General features: G+C 46.0%; 15 protein-coding genes. 14 read left to right on the top strand and 1 reads right to left on the bottom strand.

Annotation, left to right across the window (positions count from 1 at the left end; all coding sequences use genetic code 11):
* From fliI to flhB, 11 genes are all read left to right on the top strand, one after another.
* Positions 1-1,344, top strand: coding sequence for a flagellar protein export ATPase FliI (gene fliI / locus IE070_RS09685; protein ID WP_189482884.1), 1,344 nt, complete (start codon positions 1-3; stop codon positions 1,342-1,344).
* Positions 1,344-1,808, top strand: coding sequence for a flagellar export protein FliJ (gene fliJ, locus IE070_RS09680; protein ID WP_189482882.1), 465 nt, complete (start codon positions 1,344-1,346; stop codon positions 1,806-1,808). Before fliI ends, fliJ begins: the two co-directional genes overlap by 1 nt.
* 143 nt (positions 1,809-1,951) lie before the next feature.
* Positions 1,952-4,345 carry a flagellar hook-length control protein FliK gene (locus tag IE070_RS09675; RefSeq protein ID WP_189482880.1) on the top strand — a complete coding sequence of 798 codons (2,394 nt, stop codon included), beginning with the start codon at positions 1,952-1,954 and terminating at the stop codon, positions 4,343-4,345.
* A 105-nt stretch (positions 4,346-4,450) separates the two neighbouring features.
* Complete coding sequence (gene fliL / locus IE070_RS09670) at positions 4,451-4,972, top strand: flagellar basal body-associated protein FliL (RefSeq protein ID WP_189482878.1); 522 nt, start codon at positions 4,451-4,453, stop codon at positions 4,970-4,972.
* 12 nt (positions 4,973-4,984) lie between these two features.
* Entirely contained in the window at positions 4,985-6,073 is a 1,089-nt protein-coding gene (gene fliM, locus IE070_RS09665) for a flagellar motor switch protein FliM (RefSeq protein WP_189482877.1), read from the top strand.
* Positions 6,074-6,078: 5 nt separating this feature from the next.
* Entirely contained in the window at positions 6,079-6,456 is a 378-nt protein-coding gene (gene fliN, locus IE070_RS09660) for a flagellar motor switch protein FliN (protein ID WP_189482876.1), read from the top strand.
* Complete coding sequence (gene fliO, locus IE070_RS09655) at positions 6,456-7,154, top strand: flagellar biosynthetic protein FliO (RefSeq protein WP_229797013.1); 699 nt, start codon at positions 6,456-6,458, stop codon at positions 7,152-7,154. The genes fliN and fliO overlap by 1 nt, the downstream gene beginning before the upstream one ends.
* 7 nt (positions 7,155-7,161) lie before the next feature.
* Positions 7,162-7,908: a flagellar type III secretion system pore protein FliP gene (gene fliP / locus IE070_RS09650; RefSeq protein ID WP_189482874.1), complete on the top strand. Its 747-nt coding sequence runs from the start codon at positions 7,162-7,164 to the stop codon at positions 7,906-7,908.
* A complete protein-coding gene (gene fliQ, locus IE070_RS09645) occupies positions 7,905-8,174 on the top strand; it encodes a flagellar biosynthesis protein FliQ (protein WP_189482871.1) in 270 nt (89 codons plus the stop codon). Before fliP ends, fliQ begins: the two co-directional genes overlap by 4 nt.
* A 12-nt stretch (positions 8,175-8,186) precedes the next feature.
* The gene (gene fliR, locus IE070_RS09640; RefSeq protein ID WP_189482869.1) at positions 8,187-8,960 is read left to right on the top strand and encodes a flagellar biosynthetic protein FliR; all 774 of its coding nucleotides are present in this window, start codon (positions 8,187-8,189) and stop codon (positions 8,958-8,960) included.
* Positions 8,961-8,969: 9 nt separating this feature from the next.
* Positions 8,970-10,100 carry a flagellar biosynthesis protein FlhB gene (gene flhB / locus IE070_RS09635; protein WP_189482867.1) on the top strand — a complete coding sequence of 377 codons (1,131 nt, stop codon included), beginning with the start codon at positions 8,970-8,972 and terminating at the stop codon, positions 10,098-10,100.
* Between the two features lie 80 nt (positions 10,101-10,180).
* On the opposite strand, the gene IE070_RS09630 is transcribed toward flhB, so the two are convergent.
* Positions 10,181-10,492 carry a hypothetical protein gene (locus IE070_RS09630; RefSeq protein WP_189482865.1) on the bottom strand — a complete coding sequence of 104 codons (312 nt, stop codon included), beginning with the start codon at positions 10,490-10,492 and terminating at the stop codon, positions 10,181-10,183.
* Between the two features lie 278 nt (positions 10,493-10,770).
* On the opposite strand from IE070_RS09630, the gene flhA reads away from it, so the two are divergent.
* The 3 genes from flhA to IE070_RS09615 are packed head-to-tail and all read left to right on the top strand — an operon-like array spanning position 10,771 to position 15,211.
* Complete coding sequence (flhA, locus tag IE070_RS09625) at positions 10,771-12,882, top strand: flagellar biosynthesis protein FlhA (RefSeq protein WP_189482863.1); 2,112 nt, start codon at positions 10,771-10,773, stop codon at positions 12,880-12,882.
* A 9-nt stretch (positions 12,883-12,891) separates the two neighbouring features.
* On the top strand, positions 12,892-14,352 hold the full coding sequence (gene flhF, locus IE070_RS09620; RefSeq protein WP_189482861.1) for a flagellar biosynthesis GTPase FlhF: 1,461 nt from the start codon (positions 12,892-12,894) through the stop codon (positions 14,350-14,352).
* Positions 14,345-15,211 carry a MinD/ParA family protein gene (locus IE070_RS09615; protein WP_189482860.1) on the top strand — a complete coding sequence of 289 codons (867 nt, stop codon included), beginning with the start codon at positions 14,345-14,347 and terminating at the stop codon, positions 15,209-15,211. Before flhF ends, IE070_RS09615 begins: the two co-directional genes overlap by 8 nt.
* Positions 15,212-15,219: the final 8 nt, after the last annotated feature.

The following is a 15,219-nucleotide window of genomic DNA, read 5'->3' as shown; positions in this document are numbered from 1 at the left end:
ATGTTGGAAAACGTCGATCTTCTCCGCTTTGTACAACAGCAACAACAGTACATTCAAACCAGTCGGCCTGCCGTGTCTGGGCGTTTAGTACGCGTGGTGGGATTAACGCTTGAAGCAACGGGCTGCAGCGCCGCCATTGGCCAAGCCTGTTTAGTCGACAGTGCGCGTGGCCATATTATGGCCGAAGTGGTTGGCTTTGCCCAAGATCGCGTATTTTTGATGCCGCAAGAAGATATTGATGGCGTAGTGCCTGGCGCGCGGGTAACACCGTTATTACAGCACAAAGGCGTACCGCTTAGTATGGCGTTATTGGGTCGGGTGATTGATGGGGTGGGAAAACCTTTAGATGACAAAGGGCCGATAAGCGCGACTCTGTTTGCCAGTGGCAAAGGGAAGCCTATTAATCCCCTGAATCGTCGACCAATTAAACAACCACTTGATGTTGGCGTACGATCCATTAATGCGATTCTCACTGTGGGTAAAGGCCAGCGCATGGGATTATTTGCGGGATCGGGTGTGGGCAAAAGTGTGTTATTAGGCATGATGACGCGCGGCACGGCTGCAGATGTGATTGTGGTAGGATTGGTGGGGGAGCGCGGTCGGGAGGTCAAAGAATTTATTGATGAAATCTTGGGGGAAGAGGGTAAGCAACGCTCCGTTGTCATTGCTGCGCCCGCCGATGTGTCGCCTTTGATGCGGTTAAAGGGGTGTGAGACGGCGGTACAGGTCGCCGAATATTTCCGTGATCAAGGTTTAGATGTGTTGCTATTAATTGATTCGATCACTCGATATGCACAAGCACAACGTGAAATAGCGCTAGCCGTAGGTGAGCCGCCTGCAACTAAGGGCTATCCACCGTCTGTATTTGCCAAATTACCGGCGTTAGTGGAACGTGCCGGTAACGGCAGTGGCAACCAAGGATCTATCACTGCATTTTACACGGTGTTGTCAGAGGGGGATGACTTACAAGATCCGATTGCGGATGCTTCTCGTGCCATACTTGATGGGCATATCGTGTTATCACGATCTCTGGCCGATGCTGGGCACTTTCCTGCCGTCGATATTGAGAAGTCGATCAGCCGAGTAATGCCAGCGGTAACCAGTAACGAGCATCAACTGATGGCTAGAAGTATTAAACAGCTCTATGCCAGTTATCAGCAAAGTAAAGATTTAATTGCCATTGGTGCCTATGTAAGGGGCAGCGATCCGCAATTAGATTTGGCGATCAATATGATGCCGCGCATCAACCAATTTTTACAGCAAGGGATGAAAGACGTTGTGCCATATGACGATTGTTTGACACTTTTAAGCCAATTAGCGCCTCAACCTAAGCGAGCAAATTAATGGCCACAGCACGTTTACAGCTACTGATTAAAGTACAAAAAGAGCGGGAAGAGAATTTGCAGGGGCATTTTATACGGGCACAGCAAGCTTTCGTGCAAGCCGAGCAAAAGTATCAAGGGCTGGCAAATTATCGCACAGAGTATATTCAACAAAGTTTACAGCAAGGTGCGGTTGGGTTAGGCGGGCGTCAATATAATCAGTATGTGAGTTTTATCAGCAAGTTAGATCAGGCCTTAACGCAGCAGGGGCGGGTTGTGCAACAAACGCGCAATGCGGCAGAGCAACGGCGACAAAGTTGGTTAAAAATGCAAACTAAACGCAAAGCACTAGAAAAGTTAGTTGAGCAAGCGCAGCTAAAAGCGCAACTGGCCGATGATCGGCAGCAACAAAAGCTCGCGGATGAGTATGCAGCTCAACGCTTTTATCGACAGCGCTTACTTGCAGAGCAATTGCCTTCAGAATAATTGCCTTAAGATCAATTGCTTGCAGAAAATAAGCGTTGACGCACACACCAAAAGCAATAAGGCAATATTAACATTGGCGCGTTTTTTGCTTCAACTATTTAAATACAGCAGCACTTACTCTCTTAGATAAAGCGGAGTCAAATATGTCGCAAGGCTTACAATTTTCTTTATTGTTTAGTGGGTTAGAATCGCTCTCCACGGGGGATGCTGGTTTTGCTAAGCCTGGTCAAGCAGATGCTTTCGCGCAACAAGCTGCAGCATTTCAACAATTGTTGCAAGACGAGCAATATACGAAAGACCTACGACAGGGGCAAACTTCTGCCGCCACTATGCCGCCAACAACGCTATCAAAAACCGCGCCTCATACTACAGAGAATCTAGATGCTTCTGGGCCTGTTTTGTCAGCAAAGCATCTGTCAAATCAGCCCGCTGTTGCGGCAATGTCAGATAAAGATGCTATGGAAACAGCTTATACGGATCCGTCATTTTATGCTGAGCAAGTTAATGAACATGCGGATATTGAGGCAGATTTTGCTGGTAAATGGTTAGGGCTTATTCAGCAATCAAGCGATGCTAATACCCAAGTATCACAAAAAGCGTTAATAGGTTCGCGTTTACACCATCTCCAAGATGAACCACTTATCGATAAACTGGGGCCAGTCCCCGATGATGAAACCCCGCTACAAGCAATGCCGCTCCCACTTCTGAGCGAAGAAGCAATACAAAAGGGCGTGAGTGTGCCGGCTATAGCTCGCCAAGGTCAAGCCGACATCATAACAACACAAGCCAGTGCTGATGTTCTAACTGAGGCGACAGGCGAATCTAACGCAAAGACAGTACAGCAAGGCGCTAGCGCTTTATCGGCCGCAGCGTTAACGACTTCCTCAGACACCGCTGTATCTTTAGTGAAGTCAGCCAGTTCTTCGGACAGTGTCGCATCCTTAGTAACCTCGTTTAACAGTGCTGGATCTACAACAACATTACCTAGTTCTTCTAACATCGCCACCGATCTTATAACGTCTATAAATAGTTCGGAACTCAACGATATAGCTCAGGACAATCCACGAGCTCATCAAAGCGTCAACGCACTTACTCCAGACTCTTCACTGGTCAATGTTGCTCATTTATCAAAAGCCGCAGTAAACCAAGATGCAGAGCGCCAAGTGATTGACAAGGCGTCGCCAACAAAGGCGATGGCTGAGACTACGTCAGCCGACATACTCGCCGTTGAGAGTGCAGCAGAGCGTTTGGTATCTGAGAGTCTTGCGGCTAATAAGATTTCGGCAGGCGCTGATGCACAGGCCGCCACGTCAAGCGTGCGTGGTGATGTGTCTGGGCTGTCAAGTCAATCTGACAGGCTAGCGTCGGCTTCGGCAAGTTCACTTATAACCTCATCAAATAACACCATGGCAAACGACGTGTCTAAGATAGCACAAGAAGCGTCCTCGGTTGCTGGAACCTCTGCTGAGGTAAACAAACCTATGATGGCAAACAGCGCAGTATCGGCAGCAGCCATTGCCACAGATAACACGCTAGAACACATTGATGCTACATCGACAAAAGCCGCTCAAGCTCAATCCGTTACGATAGCGACAACTTCAGCACCGGCAATAAACACCCCAGGTTCAGCGCCTCTACCTGACGCAACGGATGCGGTTGCTACAGCGGTTAATGCCGCAGAAAATATTGTGGCGACGGGGTTAGGCTTATCAATACCCAATGAACGCACTGCTACAGCGAATAAAGCTAGCGCTAGCCAAAAACGCGGACTGGATACGCTAGGTAGTAGTACTGCACGTGTTACAGACAGCGCATCGAACGCGTCACGCGTGATGGCAAGTGTAGCGGCTGAATCTGCTAGCGACACTGCGAGCAACAACGAACAGCAAGGGCAAGCACGTCAAGATAGCAAAACCTTGAACTTTACTAAATTTGAGGTGGCGTTAGTTCAAAATGGATCGCAAACCACTGCTGCAACGGTAAACAGCTCGAGTACGCCGACCACTGAGGCCGCGGTTTCGTTAGCTAGAGCAGAGGGCTTTGCCAGTGTACTTGAGCAACAATCTCGGCCACAAAGTGCTGCGGTAGCACCAAGTTTAGCGGCGCAGTTAAAACAGCTTAATTTGCAGCAACAAGATGCGACCGGCCAATTACGTGAGCGGGTGCAATTAATGATAAGGCAAAACGTGCAGGTTGCTGAGATCCGGCTAGATCCTGCTGAATTAGGCCAAATGCAAATTCGGGTTAATCTGCAACAAGAACAAGCTACCGTGCAGTTTATTGTGCAACAACAACAAGCAAAAGAATTACTTGAACAGCAAATGCCTAAATTACGTGAGATGTTACAACAGCAAGGCATTCAGTTGGGGGAAGGGCAAGTACAGCAGCAAGCTCGTCAAGAACGTCAATCAACTGAGCAACATGGCGGTCGCAGCACACCCTCAGGTGATGATACACAAAGCGCGGCAGAGGGCGGTGTAATCAATAGCACAATCGATATACATCACAGCGAACGCTTAGTTGATTATTACGCTTAAGCATCCTATGTGTAAGATGAGTAGCTTTTGTTTACAAACGCTTGCGCTGATGACCATAATACCAACTTATAACAGGTATTAGATACTGCAAGGAGCCATAACATCATGGCAGAGAATGATTTAGAGATTGTTGATAACAGCGGTAAGAAAAAGAAGTTAATGCTGATTATCGGTATTGTGGTTCTGCTAGCGGGTGGTGCTGGGGCTTACTTCTTTTTAATGGGGGGAGAAACCGCCCCTGAAGTGACCGACACGGCATCTGAAACGGTAACAGACGGTGCTGCGGCTGCGGGTGGCGCAACACAAGGTACCGCTTTGTATGTGCAATTACCGCGACCTTTTGTGTTTAATGTGGCAGGTGCCTCTCGTGATCGTATGGTACAAATTCGTGTGCAATTAATGGTTCGTGGTGAAGCGAATCAAGGGTTAGCTCTGCGGCATATTCCATTGATTGAAGGCTCGTTATTAGCCACTTTTAGTGCGTCTAATGCCGATGAGCTGATTACCGCGACCGGTAAAGAAGAATTAAAAAATAAAGCGTTAATAGAGTTACAAAATGCCATGTTGGATGTGGTGGGTTCTGTGGTAGTAGCAGAAGTGCTATTTACCGGTTTTGTTATGCAATAAGAGTGAGCAGCCGTGTCCGATTTATTGTCACAAGATGAAATTGATGCGCTATTACATGGCGTTGACGAAGTCGAAGAAGAAGAGGTAGGGTCGGCAGACGCGAAAGACGGCTCTGGCACCATGCAATTCGATTTTTCGTCACAAGATCGGATTGTTCGCGGTCGAATGCCCACCTTAGAAATGGTAAATGAACGCTTTGCCCGGCACATGCGCATTAGCTTATTTAACATGATGCGTCGAACCGCAGAAGTGTCGATAAATGGCGTACAAATGATTAAGTTTGGCGAGTATGTGCATACGCTGTTTGTGCCAACCAGTTTAAACATGGTGCGCTTTCGCCCGCTCAAAGGCACCGGCTTAATTACCATGGAAGCTCGGCTGGTCTTTATTTTAGTGGATAACTTTTTTGGTGGCGATGGCCGCTATCACGCCAAAATTGAAGGTCGGGAATTTACGCCAACCGAACGACGTATTATTCAAATGTTGCTTAAACTGATTTTCGAGGATTACAAAGAAGCTTGGGCGCCGGTAATGGATGTGTCCTTTGAGTATCTTGACTCTGAAGTTAACCCCGCCATGGCGAATATTGTGAGTCCCACTGAAGTGGTTGTTATCAGTTCGTTCCATATTGAACTTGATGGGGGTGGTGGCGATTTTCACGTGGCACTGCCTTACTCGATGTTGGAGCCGATCCGTGAGTTATTAGATGCCGGTGTGCAAAGTGATAAAGAAGACACCGATCTGCGCTGGTCAAAAGCCTTACGTGACGAAATTATGGATGTGAAAGTAGGGCTTAGCACGAAAATGTTGGATGTGGATTTAACCTTACGCGATATTATGGAATTAAAAGCAGGCGATATTATTCCAGTCGATATTCCTGAGCATATCACCGTACTTATTGAAGATTTACCCACCTTTCGTGCCAAAATGGGCCGTTCACGCGATAATGTGGCATTAAAAATTATTGAAAAAATCAAACGCCCAGAGTCAGTAAAATCAGAATTACAAGTCTTTACCAAAGGCGGCAGACGCTTAGATAATGACGCAGACATCTCAGAATTAGAAGCCGATCTGAATTTTAATGATCGGGACAGAAGGTAACTATTATGGCAAATGATCAAGATACAATGGATGAGTGGGCAGCTGCGATGTCAGAGGCCGGTGATGGCGCCAAAGCGGTTGAGTTAGAAGAATTACATGACGAAAAACAGTCAGCGATGGACAAACGTAAATTAGATACGATTCTTGATATCCCGGTGACTATTTCGATGGAAGTAGGGCGGGCAAAAATCAGTATCCGCAACTTACTACAATTAAACCAAGGCTCTGTCGTCGAGTTAGAACGTATCGCCGGTGAGCCTCTGGATGTCCTAGTGAATGGTACCCTAATTGCCCATGGTGAAGTGGTGGTGGTAAACGATAAATTTGGTATTCGTTTAACCGATGTGATCAGCCAAATTGAACGGATTAAGAAGCTTCGCTAATGCGTATTTTGCTTATCAGTGTTGGCGTAATGCTATTAGCGATTAATAGCAGTGTCCCTTTGGCTATGGCTGTAACATCATCTGCTGACGTTGCCACATCGGCCCTGAAGATCGCGCAAACGCCTGCTGCAAATACAGAAAACATAGAAAACAAAGAAAACACCGATACATCGTTAATAACGGTAGTGGATAAAACGGCTACTCAGCAAGCAGCCCCCAACACCGTTGCAGAACCAACAAACGAGCAAGATGCTGCTGTATCGGAGGTAGACACTGAGAATGCGTCGCAGACACCCAGCGTAGAAACACCTAACGCCATACCCTCTCGAGTCACGCCATCTTTAGTAACGCCGCGTTCAACCGTTTTAGCCTCTGGCAGTGAGCAAACGCATCCCGGGATGGCGCTAGGTAAAATCGTCATTTCTCTGGCGCTAGTCATTTTGTTAGTGCTTGGATTAGGCTGGTTATTCAAAAAACTGAGTTTACGTTTGCCCGGAAACCGACAAATTAAAATTATTTCTGCTCTGCCATTGGGGCAGCGAGAACGTATATTAGTTATTGAAATACAAGGAAAACAGCGCGTTATTGGGGTGACGCCTCAAAGCATTAATTTACTGTTTGAACTAGAAAATCCTCTCCCCGAAGAAAAGTTGGCATCAGATTTTCATACACAGTTACAATCATTCCTGAAAAAGTAAGTTTTCTATGTTGCGATTGCTGTGTGTTGTGCTGCTGATGCTGCTCAGCCCCTCGTTGTTAGCCGATAATGGCGCATTATCGGCGTTAACCGTAACCACCAATGCCGACGGTTCGCAGTCTTACAGTGTGACTCTGCAAGTTCTGGCGATCATGACGGCGTTAAGCTTTATTCCAGCGATAGTCATTATGATGACCAGCTTTACGCGTATTATTGTGGTGTTGGCCATTTTGCGCCAAGCCATTGGCTTGCAACAAACGCCTTCTAACCAAGTGCTTATTGGCATAACCCTGTTTTTAACCTTTTTTATTATGGCGCCGGTGTTTAAAACCATTAATGAGCAAGCCGTGCAGCCATATTTGGCCGAAACCATCACCCCAGTGCAAGCCTTTGATGCGGCAATTATTCCCATTAAAGCCTTTATGTTGCACCAAACCCGGGTTAAAGATTTAGATACCTTTGCGCAAATTGCTGGATTGGAGGTTGCCGAACAACCGCAAGACTATCCGATGACCGTGGTGATCCCAGCGTTTGTAACCAGTGAGCTTAAAACCGCTTTTCAAATTGGATTTATGTTGTTTATTCCGTTTTTGATTATTGATTTGGTGGTTGCCAGTGTCTTAATGGCGATGGGTATGATGATGCTCTCACCCATGATTATTTCGTTACCCTTTAAATTGATGATGTTTGTCCTGGTTGATGGCTGGATGCTGGTAATGGGCACTTTAGCGACCAGTTATGGAGTAGGCACATGAGCCCCGAAGTCTTTGTCGATGTACTACGTGATTCATTATTTATCGTCATTTTATTGGTGAGTGCCATAATTTTACCTTCATTATTTGTTGGCTTAATCGTAGCAATTTTTCAAGCGGCCACCTCAATTAACGAGCAAACCTTAAGTTTTCTACCACGCTTGATTGTTACGCTGCTTGCTTTAATGTTCGGTGGGCATTGGTTGGTGCGGGTCATCATGGATTACACCATTGATTTGTACCAAAGCATTCCGCAAATTGTTGGCTAAGAGGAAGACAGTATGGAAATCCTGATGTCTACCCTTATGCAGGCTATCGCGGATTTTTTACTGCCACTTTGTCGCGTGTCAGGTATGTTAATGATTATGGCTGGCCTCGGGGTGCGTAATATCCCAACGCGAATTAAAACGGGACTGGTAGTGTTAATTACCGTTGTCATGATGCCCATGTTACCTAAAACGGTATACCCCGAACTTATTTCGCTTGCCATGGTGCTAGAGGTGATATTGCAATTAACCATTGGTTTTGCGCTCGGCTTTATCTCGTTGATGTTTATCAATACTTTTGTGCTCGCAGGTCAATTATTGGCAACCCAAACCGGTTTAGCCTTTGCGTCGATGGCGGATCCGGCCAGTGGCATGAGTGTGCCAGCTGTCGGCCAATTTTATCTTATCTTAGCCACCTTGTTGTTTTTTGTGTTCAATGGCCATTTGATTATGATTCAAATGCTAGTGTTTAGTTTTGATACGTTGCCCATTAATGGCGAATGGTGGGATGTTACTAGCTACTGGACCATCATTGAGTTTGGTGGCTGGATGTTTTCCACGTCTTTAGCTATCGCGTTAGCCCCTATCGTTGCCATGTTAATGGTAAATTTGGCATTTGGCATTATGACCCGTGCCGCTCCTCAGTTAAACGTATTCTCAATTGGTTTCCCCATTACCATGCTCTCGGGTTTGCTGATTTTATGGTTAACCTTAGATACCTTTTTATTCCATTATGACAAACAGTGGCAGCATGTAATTGATTACAGCTGTCGGCTGATCGGCTGTTAGGAGGCTGGCGTGGCAGAAGAATCCGGCGGCGAAAAAACCGAACAGCCCACACCTAAGAAGCTGCAAGACGCAGCCAAAAAAGGGCAAATTGCCCGATCAAAAGATTTAGGAACTGCGGTGGTGTTAATTGCCAGCGCAGCGTCATTACTGATTTTTGGCAAAATGCTGGCCATTGCGGTGTTAAACATCGGTCAGCGGTTAATGCGCTTAGATCAAAAAGATATATTTGAACCCAATTCCATGTTTACTGCTTGGGGCGATGCGGGGCGTGAATTAGCTGCGCCTTTATCCGGTATTTTTTTATTAATTTTGGTCGCGTCTTTTGTTGGGAATACCTTGCTAGGCGGTTTTAATTTTAGCTGGGAAGCCGCCGGCCCCAAAGCCAGCAAAATGAACCCCATGCAGGGCTTCAAACGGATGTTTGGCTTACAAGCATTAGTGGAACTTATAAAAAGCATTTTAAAAGTAGCTGTTGTAGTTGGCGTAGCCTATTTACTACTAAAGCTATTTTTTATGGATATTATGGCGCTCTCACTTATGAGCGAGCCTAATAATATTGAGTCGGCGCTGTATTTTTTGGGATGGTTATTTTTGGGATTGTGCGCCAGTGTATCGATTATTGCGGTGGTAGATGCCCCTTACCAGTTATGGAATCACACTAAGCAGTTAAAAATGTCGTTGCAAGAAATCAAAGACGAACATAAAAACTCAGAAGGTAGCCCAGAAACGAAAGGGCGTATTCGCCGTACCCAAATGCAAATGTCGATGAAGCGTATGATGCAGCAAGTGCCTACCGCGGATGTTATTGTCACTAACCCAACACACTATGCGGTGGCCTTAAAGTATGATCAGGGGAAATTTCGTGCGCCAGTAGTGGTAGCGAAAGGGGTTGACGAAGTTGCCATGCATATTCGTAAAATTGCTAACGAGCATAAAATTCCGGTATTGGAATCTCCCGCGCTTGCGCGTTCAATTTATTACACCACCAAGTTAGATCATCCTATCCCTGAGCAGTTGTTTGCTGCAGTAGCGCAAATTTTGGCCTATGTCTATCAGTTAAAAATGTATCGCAAAGGCAAAGGCAGTAGGCCGAAAAGCTTGGCCAAAGATCTGCCAATACCTGAAGACGTAAGGCATTGATGAACGTTTTGGTATCTATAATATATAAGCATCTTTATGGCAAAGCGTATTTATAACCGATACCCAAAATTGGAATAAAATTATCGACTACCCTCTAAGATACGAACGATGGCTCTGCTATGTTCATAAAGTTCTACGATGGTACCTTCAATCTGTACTGTAATAATACCGTCCACATTAGCTTTTTTAAGCACAGTGCTGCGATAGTAATAATCGTCCGCAAGATATTGTCCAGGAGAAAGTTTCTTTTGCCAACCAGGCGGTAGAGGTTTGCCTTGGTTTACTTTTTTCATTAAGCCTGGTGGTAAAGGTTTATCGTGGTCGGGTTTAGCAACAGCAGAGTGGCTAACCACGACACTTAGTGTTACTAATATCAAAATGATACTTTTCATAAAATACTCCTTTTACTATAAACGCTTTTTAGCAGTTTCTAACTTAATGCCTGCTGAATTTTTCTGATCTGTGTAACTATTTAAAAAGTGTTGATTTAAACGCTTAGGATTTAAATACTTTGGATTTAAATACTTTGGATTTAAAAGTTTAGTGATGCGAAAGCGTAGCGATTTGAAAGCGGGGCGGTTTAAAAGAGTAGTCTAATCGTGTTGTTTTACTGCTACTGGAACACTTTTTGCTTTATCTGATTGTCCGCCAATAGATTGTCAGGTCTTCCATGCAGTTACCGTTGTTTTTAAGCAAGTTTGATAAATCGCATTTACAGCATTTAAAAGGGATTGGCACGCCCATTTTAATTGTGGCTGCTCTGGCCATGATCGTATTACCCTTGCCCCCTTTAATGCTCGATGTGTTGTTCTCGTTCAATATTGCGCTGGCGCTGGTGGTGTTATTAGTTACGGTGTATACCAGACGGCCGCTAGATTTTGGCATCTTTCCAAGCGTGTTGTTAGTGGCAACCATTTTACGCTTAGCCTTAAATGTGGCCAGTACCCGCGTGGTGTTGCTAGAAGGGCACAATGGGGGCGATGCAGCGGGAAAAGTTATTGAAGCCTTTGGTTCTGTGGTTATAGGGGGTAACTACGCCGTAGGTATTGTTGTCTTCTTAATTCTTATTATTATCAACTTTGTGGTGGTGACCAAGGGTGCTGGGCGTATCGCCGAAGTATCTGCCCGTTTTACCTTAGATGCGATGCCCGGTAAACAAATGGCAATTGATGCCGATTTAAATGCGGGATTAATTACCCAAGATGAGGCACGCACCCGGCGCGAAGAAGTGACCAGTGAAGCCGACTTTTATGGTTCGATGGACGGTGCCAGTAAATTTGTAAAAGGGGATGCCATTGCCGGTATTGTGATTTTGCTGATTAACCTGATTGGCGGCTTATTTATCGGCATGATGCAGCACGGATTGGGCTTTGGTGAGGCCATGGAGATTTATACGCTGCTGACGATTGGTGACGGTTTAGTGGCGCAAATTCCTGGATTATTACTCTCTATTGGCACGGCAATTATTGTTACCCGCCAAAATAAAGAGGGTGATTTAGGTAACCAAATGGCGAGCCAATTAGGTGATAACACGCATGTGTTAGTGGTTGCAGCGGGCGTAATGACCTTGATGGGTATTGTACCTGGTATGCCGCATTTTGCGTTTTTAACTCTCGCAGCCATTTTAGGTGGCCTAGCCTGGTACATTAAAAAATTAGCCACCGCCAAAGCCACAGCGTTAATTCAGCCGCGCAACGCCACAAGTGGCCAACCAAAAGCTGAATCGAATGCGGTAAAAGAAATTGGCTGGGACGATGTGCATGGCGTAGATACCATTGGCTTAGAGGTGGGGTATAGACTGATCCCGCTGGTTGATAAAGCGCAGGGGGGGGAATTACTAAATCGTATTAAAGGGGTGCGTAAGAAATTATCACAAGAATTAGGCTTTCTCATTCCTCCCGTGCATATTCGAGACAATTTAGATTTAGAACCCAATAGTTATCGGGTGGCGCTGATGGGGGTAACGAATGGCGAGGGCGAATTACGCCACGACAATGAATTAGCGATCAATCCTGGTCAAGTGTTTGGCACTGTAAAAGGTATCGCTACCAAAGATCCTGCCTTTGGCCTTGATGCAGTATGGATCAGTAAAGATCAGCGTGAGCATGCGCAAACCTTGGGTTACACCGTAGTCGATGCCGCCACAGTAGTAGCAACGCATTTAAGCCAAATACTCACTAACCATGCTGCTAGCTTGTTAGGGCATGAAGAAGTACAAAACCTGTTGGATATGCTAGCGAAACACTCACCCAAATTAGTTGAAGGCCTTGTACCAGATACGTTGCCATTAACTACGGTTGTCAAAGTGTTGCAAAACTTGCTGCATGAAGGGGTGCCGATTCGAGATATGCGCACTATTGTGCAAACACTGGTGGAGTATGGTGCTAAAAGTCAGGATGTGGATGTGCTCACGGCGGCATGCCGAATTGCCTTGCGTCGTTTAATTGTGCAAGAAGTGGTTGGTAGTAAACAAGAGATCCCAGTCATTACCTTTGCCCCAGAGCTGGAGCAAATGTTACATCAATCTATGCAGGCGGCCGGTAATGATGGCGCGGGCATTGAACCTGGCCTCGCTGATCGCATTCAGCAATCGTTGCAAGAGGCGCATCAGAACCAAGAACTGAGTGGCGAAAGTGCCGTTATGCTAACGTCAGGAATTTTACGCTCGGTTATGGCACGATTCGTGAAATACACTATTCCAGGATTACGGGTATTGTCTTATCAAGAGATACCCGATGATAAACAAATTCGCATTGTTAGTGTGATCGGCCAGTCGAACTAGGAGTAACTCATGAAAATAAAACGCTTTGTTGCCAAAGATATGCGCAGCGCCCTGGCAGAAGTCAAAGAGTTCCTCGGACCCGATGCTATTATTTTATCGAATAAAAAAGTCCCCGAAGGGGTCGAAATTGTGGCGGCCATTGATGCCGAGCCTGCGGCAGCCATACCGCGCCAAGCCACGGCAGCTAAGGCTGTGGTCGAAGATATTACCCCTGCATCGAAACGCGCAGAGCCTAGGCTGAGTATTAAAGTCGATGATGAGGCTGATAACGAGCCGGCAGATTCATTACGCGCATTACTGGCCCGGCAAATGATAAAACAACAAGGGCGTGAACCGAGCAATACCCAAAATAGCAGCCAAAACAGCGCCATAAATCGTGCAGCAAACAATTCGGTTAATGCCAGAGCATCACAGTCAGAGCCCGCAGTGAGTAAAGCGCCGCAGTTTGAACGTCAAAATTCTGGCAATGCCGCAGGTTCATCAGCACAATGGCAAGAGCTAAGCAAAGCTCAACAAGCGCAAGCCCAATTGATGCAACAGCAATTTGCAAAAATGCAAACTGAAATGCTGTCGATGCGTCAGTTATTGCAGCATCAGGTATCGGGGTTAATGTGGCAAGATCTCGCCCGTCGCGAGCCGGTTCGGGCATTAGTTATCGAAAATTTACAACAGTTGGGATTATCAGAGCAAATTGCCGATCAATTAGCTTGCTTTATGCCAGACGATTTAAATGCGGCTGACGCTTGGGATACCGCGCTGGAATTATTAGCGGGTCAGTTAAACACCACCAACGATGACATTTTACGTCGTGGTGGGGTGATTGCATTGGTTGGTCCAACGGGTGTCGGTAAAACAACGACGGTAGCAAAACTGGCGGCTGGTTTTGCTAAACGTCATGGTGTGGATCAAGTTGCCTTAATTACCACCGATTGCTTCCGCATTGGGGCCTTTGAGCAATTGGCAACCTTTGGTCGTATTATTGGTTGTCCTGTGAAGCAGGCGAAAGACAGCGAAGAGTTATCGTTATTGTTGAATCAATTGCAACAACGTAAGCTTATTTTAATTGATACGGCGGGCATGAGTCAGCGTGATTTGCGTTTAGCCGAAAAACTCGCGTCTTTAGTACATAATTCTCGTGTTAAAATAAAAAGTTATCTGGTATTGTCTGCAACAGCGCAAGCTAAAGTTATGCAAGAAAGCGTGCAACAGTTTAAACGCATTGGTTTAGCGGGGTGTATTTTCACCAAGTTAGACGAATGTTTAAGTTTAGGTGAGGTGATTAACGTGGCAATCCAAAATGCGTTGCCAGTCAGTTATCTTACGCATGGTCAACGCGTGCCAGAAGATATTCGTATTGCCGAAGCCAGTGCGCTCGTGCAAGAAGCGGAACAATTAAGACAGCAACACAGTGCACCGGCGCATCAATGGTATCAAGACGACACAACACGAGTAGACGCCGCCTATGCCTAATAATCAATTAGCTGATGATCAAGCCAGTGGCCTAAGACAAATGAAGAAACAGATGGTAAAAGTGATTTCCATAACCGGTGGTAAAGGTGGCGTGGGTAAAACTAACGTCACGCTTAATCTGGCGATGGCACTGGCCCAACTGGGTAAAAAAGTGATGGTGCTCGATGCCGATTTGGGTTTGGCAAATTGTGATGTCATGCTAGGGTTACGTGTTGAAAGAAATTTATCGCATGTACTGGCAGGAACCGCCACTTTAGACGATATTTTGGTAGAGGGGCCTTTTGGGATAAAAATTGTTCCAGCAACCTCGGGTAGCCAGAATATGACGGAACTCTCGTCGGTGGAGCATGCCAGCCTTATCCGTGCTTTTAGCGAGTTACAGACCGCGGTAGATGTGTTGTTAGTGGATACCGCTGCAGGAATTTCAGACATGGTGCTGAGTTTTTCACGGGCATCGCAGGATGTACTCGTTGTGGTCTGTGATGAGCCATCGTCGATTACCGATGCGTACGCCCTAATGAAAATTCTTAGCCGCGATCATGCTGTTGAAAAATTTAAGATTGTCGCCAATATGGTGCGTAGCCTGAAAGAAGGCCAAGAATTATTTGCTAAATTGACGCGCGTTACCGATCGGTTTTTAGATGTCAGTTTAGAGTTGGTCGCGACCGTGCCGCATGATGAAAATGTACGCAAAGCGGCCCGCAAACAAAAAGCGTTTATCGAAGCATTTCCAACAACACCCGCCAGTATGGCTATAAAAACGTTAGCATTAAAAGCCGCGAAATGGCCATTACCGGTTAACGCGTCTGGGCACCTGGAGTTTTTCCTGGAGCAGTTAGTGCAGCCTCAGTCTGAATAGGGGGACCT

Source organism: Alishewanella tabrizica (assembly GCF_014652375.1).
Classification (GTDB): Bacteria; Pseudomonadota; Gammaproteobacteria; order Enterobacterales; family Alteromonadaceae; genus Alishewanella; species Alishewanella tabrizica.
The sequence above is the reverse complement of the archived record's forward strand: the minus strand, read 5'-3'. Positions and strand labels throughout refer to the sequence as shown.

What these genes read in the sequence shown, in the direction of transcription:
- flhF (WP_189482861.1), top strand. Translation starts at nt 12,892, where the DNA reads ATGAAAATAAAACGCTTTGTTGCCAAAGATATGCGCAGCGCCCTGGCA.
- fliN (WP_189482876.1), top strand. Translation starts at nt 6,079, where the DNA reads ATGGCAAATGATCAAGATACAATGGATGAGTGGGCAGCTGCGATGTCA.
- fliQ (WP_189482871.1), top strand. Translation starts at nt 7,905, where the DNA reads ATGAGCCCCGAAGTCTTTGTCGATGTACTACGTGATTCATTATTTATC.
- fliO (WP_229797013.1), top strand. Translation starts at nt 6,456, where the DNA reads ATGCGTATTTTGCTTATCAGTGTTGGCGTAATGCTATTAGCGATTAAT.
- flhA (WP_189482863.1), top strand. Translation starts at nt 10,771, where the DNA reads ATGCAGTTACCGTTGTTTTTAAGCAAGTTTGATAAATCGCATTTACAG.
- fliL (WP_189482878.1), top strand. Translation starts at nt 4,451, where the DNA reads ATGGCAGAGAATGATTTAGAGATTGTTGATAACAGCGGTAAGAAAAAG.
- fliJ (WP_189482882.1), top strand. Translation starts at nt 1,344, where the DNA reads ATGGCCACAGCACGTTTACAGCTACTGATTAAAGTACAAAAAGAGCGG.
- fliI (WP_189482884.1), top strand. Translation starts at nt 1, where the DNA reads ATGTTGGAAAACGTCGATCTTCTCCGCTTTGTACAACAGCAACAACAG.
- IE070_RS09630 (WP_189482865.1), bottom strand. Translation starts at nt 10,492, where the DNA reads ATGAAAAGTATCATTTTGATATTAGTAACACTAAGTGTCGTGGTTAGC.
- IE070_RS09615 (WP_189482860.1), top strand. Translation starts at nt 14,345, where the DNA reads ATGCCTAATAATCAATTAGCTGATGATCAAGCCAGTGGCCTAAGACAA.
- fliR (WP_189482869.1), top strand. Translation starts at nt 8,187, where the DNA reads ATGGAAATCCTGATGTCTACCCTTATGCAGGCTATCGCGGATTTTTTA.
- IE070_RS09675 (WP_189482880.1), top strand. Translation starts at nt 1,952, where the DNA reads ATGTCGCAAGGCTTACAATTTTCTTTATTGTTTAGTGGGTTAGAATCG.
- fliP (WP_189482874.1), top strand. Translation starts at nt 7,162, where the DNA reads ATGTTGCGATTGCTGTGTGTTGTGCTGCTGATGCTGCTCAGCCCCTCG.